Raw genomic sequence first — 12,433 nt, forward strand, 5'->3', positions numbered from 1 at the left:
AATATTCTACTGTCCATATAAGAGAGTTGGTAACCAAAGTGCAATTTTCGGAAATATAATGATCAAAACTAATCCTGTTACTTGAAGGACCATAAACTGCATCATTCCATAGTAAATATCTTTTAAATCCCATTCAGGGACAACTCCTTTTAAAAAATAAGCTGAGAGTGCTACTGGAGGTGAGAGCCAGGCGGTCTGTAAATTAACAGCAACTAAAATTGCAAACCAAGTTAAATTAAATCCTAATGCCTCTACCAATGGTAAAATTATTGGAATAATAATCATTACAATCGGTACCCATTCTAATGGCCAACCTAATAAAAAGATCATCACCATTATCATTGCTAAAATTAAATATTTGTTCATCTCTAAGCCTAATAAAAATTCAGTTAATAAAGTTGGAGTTCCTAATCTTGCAAAAACTGCACCAAAAAAATTTGATGCTGCAACTAAAACCATTATTAAAGCAGTAATCTCTAATGTTTTCACTAATGCTTCTTGAAGTTTTGAAAGAGTTAATTTTTTATAAGCTAATGAGAGTAATAAAGCACCCATAGCTCCACAACCTGCTGCTTCTGTTGGAGTTGCAAATCCAAATAAAATACTGCCTAATGCAGCAAATACTAAAGCTGCCGGAGGAACTAAACCTAAGAAAAATTCTATCCATACTTCTTTCATGCTGGCAGCTCTCATGTCATCAGGTAAAACGGGTCCAAGTTTTGGATTAATCATACATCTGATTGTTGTGTAAGCGGCATACAAACTTGCAAGAAGAATTCCTGGTAAGATTGCAGCTGCAAACAAATCAATAACTGGAATTTCCATAATAGGTCCCATTACAACAAGCATAATGCTTGGTGGAATTAAAATTCCTAAAGTACCACCCGCAGTAATAGTGCCAGCAGCAAGTTTTACATCATAACCTGATCTGTTCATTGACTTCGCAGCCATAATTCCAAGAATTGTCACTGATGCACCAACAATTCCTGTTGCTGCCGCGAATATAACTGAAACGAATAAAACTGCGTAATATAAAGAACCCTTAACTTTTGCTAGCATCATTTGAAATGCTGAAAACAATCTCTCCATTAATCCAGCTTGTTCCATCATAATACCCATAAAAACAAAGAGCGGGACGGCGGCGAGAGTTTGTTCGGTCATGACCATTGAAAATTGAAGGGTCATTAAATAAAAAACTAATTTTCCAAACCCAAGATAGCCAAATACAAAACCTAGAAATATTAAAGTAAATGAAATGGGAAACCCGATAAATATTGCAAATAGCATCACGCCAACTAAAATAAAACCTAAAATAGCTGGATCAATGAATTCTGCTATCATTTTTTCTCTCCCGGCCACTCACCTTTTTTAGCTGCCCAATAACTTTTTAGTAATTCTGAAAAACCTTGAATTAATAAAAAAATAATTCCAAGTAACAAACACGTTTTAATAGGCCACATATAGGGCATCCAAGTAGTATCCATCCCTCGTTCACCCCTTCTAATTGACTCTTCAACAAAACCTATAGTCATATAAAGAAAAACAATTAGTCCTGGAAAATAAAATAAAAGATATAACCAAAAATCAATAAGACCTTGTGTTTTAGTTTTAAAATTTCTGTATAAAAAATCTGCTCTTATATGCACTCCTCTAGAAAGAGCATACCCTGCACCAAGCATAAATAATGCGCCATAAAGAAAACGGCTTATGTCGTAAGCCCAAATTGTTGGTGCTAAAAATAATTTTCTTGCAAGAACTTCATAAGTCATTGCAAAAATGAGTGGCATCAGTATCCAACAAACAATACTACCAATCCACTTACTAAATTTATCAATATTAACAATAGATTTAGCCATCCATGATGGCATATCAGTTGGCATTTTACCTGATCCACCTCGCCTTTCGGCAATCATTTCATCAGAGATATCTAGTTTACCAGGTTCGTCTGCCATAAAATTTTAGTTAAAAAAATTAGAGCGGACTTTAAAAGTCCGCTCTAAAAATCAAGATTGATTACTGATTACTTTAATGTTGCTGCGTGAGCCATTCCTAGCTTCGCATTAGACATTTGAGCACCACTCCAATAAGGAACTGCTATATCAGCAAACTCTTTCATAGAGTCGTATACCTTTTTAAAAAATGCGTTTTGTTCAGCATTTTTATTCAAAGAAGCTAAAGCAGCAGCCATATATTCCGTGAAATAATCTGAAGGTGTATCTTCTAGTTTTACTCCATGTTTAGTAGTAAGCTCTCTTAAAGCTTTACCATTCTCATAGATTCTGTAACTTAAAGATTTTGCTAATGAAGCATTAGCAGCTACTTCAAGTGACTTTTTCTCATGAGCACTCATAGCATTGTATGTTTTTCCAGTAATATAAAAGTCAGCATTTACGACTACTTGGTGTAAACCTTGTAAGTAATAATGCTTTAATACTTTTTGGAAACCAAATGTTAAGTCTGGTTTTGGACAACACCACTCAGCAGCATCGATAGTTCCTGCTTCAAGAGCTGGAAGAATATCTCCACCACCCATTGCAACAGATGCTATACCAATGTCTTTATAAGTTTGTCCTGGAATTCCTGGAGGAGTTCTAAACTTATATTTTCTAAAGTCAGCCATATCTTTAATTGGTTTTGGAAACCAACCTAAAGCTTCTGGGCCAACTGGTTGAATCATAAATCCTTTAATATCTCTTCCCATTTCTTTCCAAAGTTGGTCGTATAACTCTTTACCACCACCATATTGGAACCATGATAGGAATGCGATATTGTCGATACCTACTCCACCACCAGCTACTGGCGAACCAAATAACATTGCAGCAGGGTGATCACCTGACCAATAGTGAGTCCATGCGAAACCACAATCAATCAAACCTTTATCAACAGCATCTAGAGTTTCTTTAACTCCTACAACTGCACCAGCTGGCAATATTTCAAATTTTAATGATCCACTCGTTAATTCAGTTACTGTGTCAGTAAAGTCCTTTAACATTTTAACTTCATCAGCTTTGGTGTTAAGAACAGTTTGACACTTTAATGTTTTTGCAGCGTTTGCACTTGATGTAAAACCAAGCACTAAAATTGTTGCAAATAACATTGAAATGATTTTTTTCATTATTATTCCTCTCTATAGTTAATTATAAGTGGTTTATACAATCAGAAAAACAAACCCTGCACAAGTGACAATTGATAAATATAAGTGTAAAAGCATTAAAAAACTTAAACTAAAAAACGATTCAACTATTGATGGAAAATTTTGATTACATAATTATTGGAGCAGGATCTTCAGGATGTGTTCTGGCAAACCGACTTTCTGAAAATCCAAATAACAAAGTCGTATTAATTGAAGCTGGTGGAAAAGATAATTATCCATGGATACATATTCCTGTTGGATATTTTAAAACGATGCACAATCCCTCTGTTGATTGGTGTTATAAAACCGAGCCTGATGCTTCAATGAACAATAGATCAATCCGTTATCCAAGAGGCAAAACTTTAGGCGGTAGCTCTTCTATCAACGGACTACTTTATATTAGAGGACAAAGCAGAGATTATGATATTTGGCGACAATTAGGAAATACTGGTTGGGGTTGGGATGATGTTCTGCCATATTTTATAAAGGCAGAAAACCAAGAGAGAGGTAAAGATGAATTTCATGGTATTGGAGGGCCTCTATCAGTTTCTGATCAAAGAATTCAATTACCATTATTGAATGAATTTCAAAATGCCGCTGAAGAGTTTGGCATCCCCAAAACGAAAGATTTTAATACAGGCGATAATCATGGATGTGGTTATTTTCAAGTTACTGAAAAAGATGGCTTTAGATGCAGTACTGCAGTTGGATATTTAAACCCAATAAAAAATAGACAAAATTTAAAAACGATAACTAATGCCCATGTAAAAAAAATTAATTTTAAAAGCAAAACTGCAATAGGAATTGAATATTGGCAAGGTGATGAGCTTAAAAAACTAACTTGTAATAAAGAAATAATTTTATCATCTGGTTCGATAGGTTCTCCTCAGATATTGCAAACTTCTGGAATAGGAAATTCTAAAAAATTAAAAAATTTAGGTATAGATGTTGTGCAAGAATTAAAAGGTGTTGGTGAAAATCTACAGGATCACTTGATGTTTAGACCTATATATAAAATTCAAGGACTTAACTCGCTAAATAAAAAGGTTAATAGTTTATTTGGAAAACTAATGATTGGTCTGGAATATATTTTTAATCGAAGTGGACCAATGACCATGGGAGCAAGCCAAATGTGTATGTTTGCTAAAAGTGACCCCTCATTAGAATTACCAGATCTACAATGGCACGTCCAACCAATGAGTATGGACACTTTAGGAGCAACTAAAAATCATGATTTTCATGCTTTTACACCCACTGTTTCAAATATTAGACCTACAAGTAGAGGTCATGTCAGTATTGTAGATAAAGACTCTAGAACATATGCAAAAATAAAAATGAATTATCTTTCAACCGATCACGACCGAATGATTGCAGCTAGAGGATTAAAACTTACGAGAAAAATTGTAATGGAGTCTGAAACATTTAAAAAATATAAACCTGAGGAATATAGACCAGGTATTGACATTAATGATGATGAGGAACTTGTAAAAGCAGGTTCAGATTTTGCACAAACAATTTTTCATCCAGTTGGCACATGTAAAATGGGTCAAGATGATATGGCTGTAGTTGATGAAAAACTAAAAGTAAAAGGAATTGAAAATTTAAGAGTAATTGATGCATCTATAATGCCAAACATTACATCAGGTAATACTAATGCACCTACAATAATGATTGCAGAAAAAGGTGCAGATATGATACTTACCGATTGATGTTTGCTGAATTATTTACACCAGAACAATTAACTATATTAACTCAAATTATTTTAATCGATTTAGTCCTTGCAGGAGACAATGCAATAATAATTGGTATGGTTGCATCAAAATTTCCTTTAGAGCAAAGAAGAAAAATTATTATTTTTGGAATTGGTGGTGCGGTATTTTTAAGAATTATTTTAACTTTACTGACTGCATATTTACTTCAAATAACAGGACTAAGGCTTTTTGGAGGTTTGCTTCTTCTTTATATTGTCTACAAATTGTATGTGGATGTCATTGAAGGTTCTGAAAATCATGATGATATAAAAGTTGATAATTCAAGTTTTTTCAAAGCGATTTGGACAATCCTTTTAGCAGATTTTACAATGAGCTTAGATAATGTTTTAGGAGTTGCAGGGGCAGCAGGAGATCATTATGGATTATTAGTATTTGGTTTGGTTTTATCAATTGCCTTAATGGCATTTGCGGCAACTTTAATATCAAATTGGATTAAGAAGTATAAATGGATTGCTTGGGCAGGTTTGATTGCAATATTAATTGTTGCTATTGAATTGATTTACACAGATATTAAAATATTGTTTTTATAATGTATTTAAAAAATTATAACTTAAAGAATAAAACGGCTGTTGTCACTGGTGCTGGCAAAGGGCTTGGAAGAGCTTGTGCAATAGCACTTGCAGAAGCTGGAGCAAATTTAATTATAATTAGTAGAACTAAAAAAGATCTAGATGAAGTTTCAAAAAAGATTAAAAAATTAAAGTCAAAGTGTAAATCTTATGTATGTGACATCACAAATTATAATGAAATTAGAAGCATTATTAATAAACAACCAAAAATAGATGTATTGATTAATAATGCTGGCAATAATATTCCAGAGCATTTCACAAAAGTGAAGACTAAAAACATGGAATATCTTGTAAAGATTAACACGATAGCAACTTTTAACCTTGCTCAGCTATGTGCTCTTAAAATGATAAAATCAAAAAACAGAAAAAAAATTGGTGGTTCAATTGTCAACATGTCATCACAAATGGGTCATGTTGGGGGTCCTATTCGAAGTGTATACAACATGACAAAATTTGGTTTAGAGGGATTAACAAAAGGTATGTCTATCGATCTTGCAAAATACAACATACGAGTAAATACAGTTTGTCCTACATTTGTAGTTACTCCAATGACAAAAAAATTTCTTAAAAGTAAAAAATTTAAAAAAGAAGTATTAGGAAATATTCCATTAGGAAAATTTGCTGAACTTTCTGATGTTTCAAGTGCAGCTGTTTTTCTTGCCTCTGATGCTGCAGCAATGATTACAGGAACCTCATTATTGGTTGATGGTGGATGGACTGCAAGATAGTAACTAAATTATTACTTTTAATTTTTTTTTTTATACCTACAAATTTAGTAGCAATAGAATTTACAGGACAATTTCTACAAGGGCACTTTATTATTGGGCAGACTGATCCAACAGCAAAAATTATAATAGACAAAAAACAAGTTAAAGTATCAGAGGATGGCTTTTTTGTTTTTGGTCTAGATAGAGATCGAAAATTTGATTTAACAATTACAAAAATTATTGATGGAAAAAAAGATAAAATAATAAAGAAAGTTCTTAAAAGAAAATATAATATTCAAAGAATAGATGGTTTGGAAGAAAGTAAAGTCACGCCTCCAGAGTCTGTTTACAAAAGAATAAAAGAAGAAAATAATAAAATAGGTGAAGCAAGAGCAATTAACTCAGATTTACCTTTTTTCAAAAATCAATTTATTATGCCAGTTGAAGGTATTATTAGTGGTGTCTATGGAAGCCAGAGAATTTTAAATGGTAAACCGAAATGGCCTCACTATGGAATTGATATTGCTGCTAAACAAGGAACTTTGATCAAGTCATCTGGATCAGGTATTGTTACTATGGCAGAAGATGATCTTTATTATACTGGTGGAACAATAATTATGGATCATGGTCATGGCATCTCAACTATTTATTCACATCTTGAGAATGTAATGGTTTCTGTTGGAGATAAAATAAATCAAGGAGATATAATTGGTACTGTTGGTTCAACTGGAAGATCAACTGGTCCGCATCTCGATTTTAGAGTTAATTGGTTTCAGACTAGACTAGACCCTATGTCGGTAATAAATTAATATTTATGGAAGAAAAAATAAAACATAGAATTCAAACTTATTCAGAGTCTAAAAATTCTTTTTTTTACAGACTCATAAAGAAAATCATATTAAATGCGCGTGAGAATTTTTTTTATCATTTCATACATTTTACAGAATATAATGATAATCAATCTTTATTAGATATAGGAACAACTCCTTCACTTGATAGTGAACAAAACGTTATATTAGAGAAAACCAAAAATAACAAAAACATTACATGCTTTTCAGATCAGGATTGTAGCATCTTAGGAAAAAAATATTCAAATATTAAAGATTTTATAATTGGAGACGGCACAAACACTGATTTAAAAGATATGTCATTTGATATTGTACATTCAAATGCAACTTTAGAACACGTTGGTTCATACAATAATCAAATTGCTTTTGTCAAAGAAGCTTGGAGAGTATCTAAAAATCATGTTTTTATTCAAACTCCGAACAGATTTTATCCAATAGATTTTCATACCAACTTACCACTTATTCACTGGTTGCCTAAAAAAATTCATAGGAAAATATTGAAATTTATTGGATTAAATTTTTATTCAACTGAGGAAAATTTAAACTTATTATCTGAAAGCAATTTAATTGATATTTGTAAAAAATTAGATATTAAAAAATTCAAAATAATTAAACATAAACTTTTTTTTATGACTTCAAATTTAATATTGGTAATTACAAAATCCTCATAAGTTTATGCAAACATTAATTCTATTAACTCTAGTAATCGTGATTGGATGGATATTATTTAGACCTATTACAAAAAAAGAATTAGATAGATATAATGATAAAGACTGGCCAGATATGGATTTACATTAAGAATTTAGAGAAGGCTGTTTCTTCATATCTTCTTTTTTAATACCAGCTACTCTTACTGGTTTTTTCATCGCATCTCTTCTAAAAGGTTCACCTAATTCTTGATTTAAAATAACCTCTATAAATGTTGTGATACCTTTCTTTTGATCTTCACAAGATTGTTTAATGGCAGCCGTGGTCTCTTCCATAGTTTTAACTGTAACACCTTTTAAACCACAAGCATCTGCTACTTTTGCAAAACTTAATTCTGGATCGAGTTCTGTTCCAACAAAATTATTATCAAACCAAAGAGTCGTATTTCTTTTTTCAGCGCCCCACTGGTAGTTTCTAAAAATTACCATTGTAATTGCAGGCCACTCCTCTCGTGCACAAGAACTCATTTCGTTCATACTTATTCCAAATGCTCCATCTCCTGCAAAACCAATTACAGGTGTGTCTGGACAACCGATTTTAGCACCTAGTATTGATGGAAAACCATAACCACAAGGACCAAATAAACCTGGGGCTAAATATTTTCTTGGCTTTTCAAATGTTGGATAGGCATTTCCAATTGCGCAGTTATTTCCAATATCACTTGATATAATTACATCCTCAGGCATACCAGCTTGAATAGCTCTCCAAGCTTGTCTTGGTGACATTCTATCTGCGTCTCTTTCTCTAGCTTCTTTATTCCAAACTGTTCCCTCATCATCATCTTCATGATCTAAACTTGATAATTTTTGTAACCATGCTGATTTTGTTTGGTGAATTAAATCTTTTCTTTTTTGTCTATCCGTATCGCCTGCATTTGATGATAATTTTTCTAATATTTGTGTTGCAACTAATTTTGCATCACCACTTATTCCAACTGTAACTTTTTTAGTTAATCCAATTCTATCTGGATTCATATCAACTTGAATTATACTTGCTTTTTTTGGCCAATAATCAATTCCATAACCTGGTAGAGTTGAAAAAGGATTTAATCTTGTTCCTAAAGCTAAAACGACATCAGCTTTAGAAATTAATTCCATCGCAGCTTTTGATCCATTGTATCCTAATGGCCCAACTGCTAAAGGATGACTTCCTGGAAAACTATCATTGTGTTGATATCCTGAGCAAACAGGTGCATCAAGTTTTTCAGCAAGTTTTTTAGTTTCCTCAATTGCACCACCAATAACCACACCTGCTCCAGATAAAATAACTGGAAATTTTGCTTTAGATAATAAATCTGCTGCCTTAGCAATTGCTTCAGCACCTCCACCTTGTCTTTCTAATCTAACGATTGGAGGAAGGTCTATATCAATCACTTGACACCAATAATCTCTTGGAACGTTTATTTGTGCTGGTGCTGAACCTCTTATAGCTTTTTCTATTACTCTGTTTAAAACTTCAGCCATTCTCGAAGGATCTCTTACCTCTTCTTGATAACAAACCATATCTTTAAATAAATTCATTTGTTCTACTTCTTGAAAACCACCTTGCCCCATAGTTTTATTTGCAGCTTGTGGGGTTACTAATAATAAAGGTGTGTGATTCCAATAAGCAGTTTTAATTGGTGTTACTAATCCAGTTATACCTGGACCATTTTGTGCAATAACCATTGACATTTTTCCTGTAGCTCTTGTGTAACCATCTGCAATCAAACCACCATTTGTTTCATGTGCCACATCCCAAAAGGTAATTCCTGCATCTGGGAAAATATCAGATATAGGCATGAACGCTGAACCAATAATTCCAAAAGAGTGTTCGATACCATGCATTTGTAAAACTTTTACAAAAGCTTCTTCTGTTGTCATTTTAGTCATTTGTAGAACCTTTCTAAATTACTTTAGAACAATTTTTTTAAAAATTAATTGTTAATTTTTGCGATTAATATATAAGATTTTAGAAAATTCAAACAAACAAATCGACACTATATAAATGTCAACAGATATTATAATTCACGACAAAAAAGACAATGTTGGTGTAGTTGTGATAGAAAAAATAACTCCAAAACAAGATTGTAAATGCTGGATAATGGAGAACGACAGCTCAGTTAACATTCAATCAGCAGATGAAATCCCTCTAGGCCATAAAATTGCAATGATTGATTTAAAAGAGGGAGATACAATTTTAAAATATGGTCACGATATAGGTAAAGTAGTCAAAGCAATTAAAAAAGGTCAACATGTGCACGTTCATAACGTCAAAACAAAAAAGTGGTAATTAGATGGAAATTCCAAAAAGTTTTTTAGGTTATAAAAGAGAAAATGGCAGAGCAGGAACAAGAAATCATGTAATCATTTTACCTGTTGATGATATTTCAAACGCATGTGCTGAAGCAGTTGCAAATAATATTAAAGGAACAATAGCTCTTCCCCATTCTTATGGAAGATTACAATTTGGAGCGGATTTAGAATTACATTTTAGAACAATGATTGGAACCGGTAGTAACCCGAATGTTGCAGCGGTAATTGTGATTGGTATTGAGCCTAAATGGACTAAGAGAATTGTCGATGGAATTGCAAAAACTGGAAAACCAGTTGAGGGTTTCCATATTGAACGTACCGGCGATATTGGAACTGTAATGAAAGCCTCAAAAAAAGCTCAAGAATTTGTTATGTGGGCTTCTGAAAAACAGAGAGAGGAATGTCCTATAAGTGATTTATGGATTTCAGTAAAATGTGGCGAGTCTGATACCACGTCTGGTTTAGCTTCCAATCCAACTGTTGGAAATTTAATGGATAAACTTGAACCACTTGGAGTTCATTTGTGTTTTGGGGAAACATCAGAACTTACAGGAGCAGAAAAAGTTTGTGCTACAAGAGGTGCCACAAAAGAGGCTTCAGATAAATTTATGAAGACTTGGAGCGCCTATAACGATTTTATTTTAAAAGAAGCAACTGATGACCTTTCTGAAAGTCAGCCAACTGCTGGTAATATAGCGGGTGGTTTAACAACTATTGAAGAAAAAGCTTTTGGAAATTTTCAAAAAATAGGAAATTGTAAATTTGTTGATGTTTTAGAACCGGCTGAGGAACCAAAAAAAGGAAAAGGTTTATACTTTATGGATACGTCATCTGCTGCAGCAGAATGTGTAACGCTACAAGCAGCTGCAGGATTTAATATTCATTTATTCCCTACTGGTCAGGGTAATATTGTTGGTAACCCAATTGAACCAGTTATAAAATTAACTGCAAATCCATTAACAGTTAAATCTATGGGAGAACATATTGATTGTGATGTTTCAAAAATTCTCTCGAGAGAAATGAATTTGTCTGAAGCTGGAGATGAATTAATTAAGACTACTTTAAAAGTTGCAAATGGTAGACTTACTTGTGCTGAGGCTTTAGGTCATAGAGAATTTGTTATGACCAAATTATACCGGAGTGCTTAAAATTTTTACTTAGCTGGTTTGCTAAAGTGCTTTTTTTTTAAATCAGATAAAAATCTTCGAATAAATGCTGCAGCAACACCTAACGCTATAGCAAAAAATATAGAAAATAAACTATACACGATTGGCATGTCTTTAGAAAATTTTTGAACTAAAACTGATAATGGTGTTAAATCCTTTTCCGCAACCTTAGTGATGCCATTCATAGTATGATCAACAAAAAAAGTATCATACGCGATTGCAATTCCAACAATTAATAATAAAACTGCTAATAATGCTTTAAGTCCAGAACTTTCAATTGACTGACCAATTTTTTGACCTGTTTGTACTCCAATTATCGAACCAATAACTAACATTAAAACTAAAATCAAATCTATGGATCCATAATTGAATGCATGTAAAAATGTTACGATGACACTTACAAAAATAGTTACAAATAAAGAAGTTCCTGGAACTAATTTTGTGGGCATCCCTATAATATAAATCATGGCAGGTACTAATATAAAAGCTCCCCCAATACCCATAATTGCTGCAATAAAACCTACGAATAAACCAATGATAATTGGTGTGAATGCACTCTCATATAATTTTGATTTAGGAAATCTCATCCTAAATGGAAGACCATGTATCCAATAATGAACGTGTAATTTTCGTTTTACAATGGTATTTTTTCTTGCTTTATCGATCTCGCCAAGACTTTCAACAAGCATTAAAGTTCCAATAATTGCCAAGATATACATGTAAGCAAGTGAGATAACTGTATCTATTTTGCCAATGTCTTTAAAGTAAGTGAATGTATAAATTCCAATAATAGTTCCTATTGCACCACCAATGACAATCATAAAACCCATTTTATAGTCCAATGTATTTTTAAGATAATGAGTAGTAGATCCAGAAACAGAGGTAGCTAAAATATTATTTGCTTCATTGGCAACGGCATAAGCTGGTGGAACACCTAAAAAAATTAAGAAAGGTGTCATTAAAAAACCTCCTCCTACTCCAAATAGTCCTGATAAAATTCCAACTAAAGCACTTAATAAAATGATTTCAATAGCAGTAACATGTACTTGTGCTATTGGTAAGAATACTTCCATTTAAAATAATTAACTTTTTTAAAAAAATTATTTAAAAGTTAAAAAAGTTCCAAATAATATTACACCCCAGCAAGCTAATATTGCTGAAAAAATTCCTGTTTTAATTAATGCTGTTTTATAATTTAAGATTTTTTGTAGAATTTTTATATTTGAAAGGTGCATC

The 12,433-nt window shown here is 32.6% G+C and carries 14 protein-coding genes; 8 read left to right on the plus strand and 6 right to left on the minus strand.

The window, feature by feature from the left end:
- Positions 1 to 6: 6 nt before the first annotated feature.
- From ACTT83_RS04925 to ACTT83_RS04935, 3 genes are all read right to left on the minus strand, one after another.
- Positions 7 to 1,341: a TRAP transporter large permease gene (locus ACTT83_RS04925; RefSeq protein WP_440919003.1), complete on the minus strand. Its 1,335-nt coding sequence runs from the start codon at positions 1,339 to 1,341 to the stop codon at positions 7 to 9.
- Positions 1,338 to 1,952 carry a TRAP transporter small permease subunit gene (locus ACTT83_RS04930; protein ID WP_440919004.1) on the minus strand — a complete coding sequence of 205 codons (615 nt, stop codon included), beginning with the start codon at positions 1,950 to 1,952 and terminating at the stop codon, positions 1,338 to 1,340. The genes ACTT83_RS04925 and ACTT83_RS04930 overlap by 4 nt, the downstream gene beginning before the upstream one ends.
- A 68-nt stretch (positions 1,953 to 2,020) precedes the next feature.
- On the minus strand, positions 2,021 to 3,115 hold the full coding sequence (locus ACTT83_RS04935) for a TRAP transporter substrate-binding protein (protein ID WP_440919005.1): 1,095 nt from the start codon (positions 3,113 to 3,115) through the stop codon (positions 2,021 to 2,023).
- A gap of 131 nt (positions 3,116 to 3,246) precedes the next feature.
- On the opposite strand from ACTT83_RS04935, the gene ACTT83_RS04940 reads away from it, so the two are divergent.
- Genes ACTT83_RS04940 through ACTT83_RS04965 form a run of 6 tightly spaced genes read left to right on the plus strand, consistent with a single transcriptional unit; the run spans position 3,247 to position 7,827 of the window.
- Positions 3,247 to 4,842 carry a GMC family oxidoreductase gene (locus ACTT83_RS04940; RefSeq protein WP_440919006.1) on the plus strand — a complete coding sequence of 532 codons (1,596 nt, stop codon included), beginning with the start codon at positions 3,247 to 3,249 and terminating at the stop codon, positions 4,840 to 4,842.
- The gene (locus ACTT83_RS04945; RefSeq protein ID WP_440919007.1) at positions 4,842 to 5,435 is read left to right on the plus strand and encodes a TerC family protein; all 594 of its coding nucleotides are present in this window, start codon (positions 4,842 to 4,844) and stop codon (positions 5,433 to 5,435) included. The genes ACTT83_RS04940 and ACTT83_RS04945 overlap by 1 nt, the downstream gene beginning before the upstream one ends.
- Positions 5,435 to 6,202 carry an SDR family NAD(P)-dependent oxidoreductase gene (locus tag ACTT83_RS04950; RefSeq protein WP_440919008.1) on the plus strand — a complete coding sequence of 256 codons (768 nt, stop codon included), beginning with the start codon at positions 5,435 to 5,437 and terminating at the stop codon, positions 6,200 to 6,202. The genes ACTT83_RS04945 and ACTT83_RS04950 overlap by 1 nt, the downstream gene beginning before the upstream one ends.
- Positions 6,187 to 6,990: a M23 family metallopeptidase gene (locus ACTT83_RS04955; RefSeq protein ID WP_440919009.1), complete on the plus strand. Its 804-nt coding sequence runs from the start codon at positions 6,187 to 6,189 to the stop codon at positions 6,988 to 6,990. The genes ACTT83_RS04950 and ACTT83_RS04955 overlap by 16 nt, the downstream gene beginning before the upstream one ends.
- Before the next feature lie 5 nt (positions 6,991 to 6,995).
- Entirely contained in the window at positions 6,996 to 7,700 is a 705-nt protein-coding gene (locus ACTT83_RS04960) for a methyltransferase domain-containing protein (protein WP_440919010.1), read from the plus strand.
- Positions 7,701 to 7,704: 4 nt separating this feature from the next.
- Positions 7,705 to 7,827 carry a hypothetical protein gene (locus ACTT83_RS04965; protein WP_440919011.1) on the plus strand — a complete coding sequence of 41 codons (123 nt, stop codon included), beginning with the start codon at positions 7,705 to 7,707 and terminating at the stop codon, positions 7,825 to 7,827.
- Here ACTT83_RS04965 and xsc read toward each other — a convergent pair.
- Positions 7,824 to 9,608, minus strand: coding sequence for a sulfoacetaldehyde acetyltransferase (gene xsc, locus ACTT83_RS04970; RefSeq protein ID WP_440919012.1), 1,785 nt, complete (start codon positions 9,606 to 9,608; stop codon positions 7,824 to 7,826). The two genes, ACTT83_RS04965 and xsc, sit on opposite strands and share 4 nt — an antisense overlap.
- Before the next feature lie 115 nt (positions 9,609 to 9,723).
- On the opposite strand from xsc, the gene ACTT83_RS04975 reads away from it, so the two are divergent.
- A complete protein-coding gene (locus ACTT83_RS04975) occupies positions 9,724 to 10,008 on the plus strand; it encodes a UxaA family hydrolase (RefSeq protein WP_440916541.1) in 285 nt (94 codons plus the stop codon).
- Between the two features lie 4 nt (positions 10,009 to 10,012).
- On the plus strand, positions 10,013 to 11,179 hold the full coding sequence (locus ACTT83_RS04980; RefSeq protein WP_440916542.1) for a UxaA family hydrolase: 1,167 nt from the start codon (positions 10,013 to 10,015) through the stop codon (positions 11,177 to 11,179).
- 5 nt (positions 11,180 to 11,184) lie between these two features.
- Here the strand turns inward: ACTT83_RS04980 and ACTT83_RS04985 are convergent, their stop codons facing one another.
- Positions 11,185 to 12,270, minus strand: coding sequence for a sulfite exporter TauE/SafE family protein (locus tag ACTT83_RS04985; protein WP_440919013.1), 1,086 nt, complete (start codon positions 12,268 to 12,270; stop codon positions 11,185 to 11,187).
- A 27-nt stretch (positions 12,271 to 12,297) separates the two neighbouring features.
- Entirely contained in the window at positions 12,298 to 12,432 is a 135-nt protein-coding gene (locus ACTT83_RS04990) for a hypothetical protein (protein ID WP_440917863.1), read from the minus strand.
- Between the last annotated feature and the right edge of the window lies 1 nt (position 12,433).

It is taken from the genome of Candidatus Pelagibacter sp. (assembly GCF_052049775.1).
Classification (GTDB): domain Bacteria; phylum Pseudomonadota; class Alphaproteobacteria; order Pelagibacterales; family Pelagibacteraceae; genus Pelagibacter.

Bases quoted from the DNA above. Each gene is read 5' to 3' on its own strand.
- ACTT83_RS04930 (WP_440919004.1), bottom strand. From the start codon at position 1,952: ATGGCAGACGAACCTGGTAAACTAGATATCTCTGATGAAATGATTGCC.
- ACTT83_RS04925 (WP_440919003.1), bottom strand. From the start codon at position 1,341: ATGATAGCAGAATTCATTGATCCAGCTATTTTAGGTTTTATTTTAGTT.
- ACTT83_RS04990 (WP_440917863.1), bottom strand. From the start codon at position 12,432: ATGCACCTTTCAAATATAAAAATTCTACAAAAAATCTTAAATTATAAA.
- ACTT83_RS04960 (WP_440919010.1), top strand. From the start codon at position 6,996: ATGGAAGAAAAAATAAAACATAGAATTCAAACTTATTCAGAGTCTAAA.
- ACTT83_RS04985 (WP_440919013.1), bottom strand. From the start codon at position 12,270: ATGGAAGTATTCTTACCAATAGCACAAGTACATGTTACTGCTATTGAA.
- ACTT83_RS04935 (WP_440919005.1), bottom strand. From the start codon at position 3,115: ATGAAAAAAATCATTTCAATGTTATTTGCAACAATTTTAGTGCTTGGT.
- ACTT83_RS04980 (WP_440916542.1), top strand. From the start codon at position 10,013: ATGGAAATTCCAAAAAGTTTTTTAGGTTATAAAAGAGAAAATGGCAGA.
- ACTT83_RS04950 (WP_440919008.1), top strand. From the start codon at position 5,435: ATGTATTTAAAAAATTATAACTTAAAGAATAAAACGGCTGTTGTCACT.
- ACTT83_RS04955 (WP_440919009.1), top strand. From the start codon at position 6,187: ATGGACTGCAAGATAGTAACTAAATTATTACTTTTAATTTTTTTTTTT.
- xsc (WP_440919012.1), bottom strand. From the start codon at position 9,608: ATGACTAAAATGACAACAGAAGAAGCTTTTGTAAAAGTTTTACAAATG.
- ACTT83_RS04965 (WP_440919011.1), top strand. From the start codon at position 7,705: ATGCAAACATTAATTCTATTAACTCTAGTAATCGTGATTGGATGGATA.
- ACTT83_RS04975 (WP_440916541.1), top strand. From the start codon at position 9,724: ATGTCAACAGATATTATAATTCACGACAAAAAAGACAATGTTGGTGTA.
- ACTT83_RS04945 (WP_440919007.1), top strand. From the start codon at position 4,842: ATGTTTGCTGAATTATTTACACCAGAACAATTAACTATATTAACTCAA.
- ACTT83_RS04940 (WP_440919006.1), top strand. From the start codon at position 3,247: ATGGAAAATTTTGATTACATAATTATTGGAGCAGGATCTTCAGGATGT.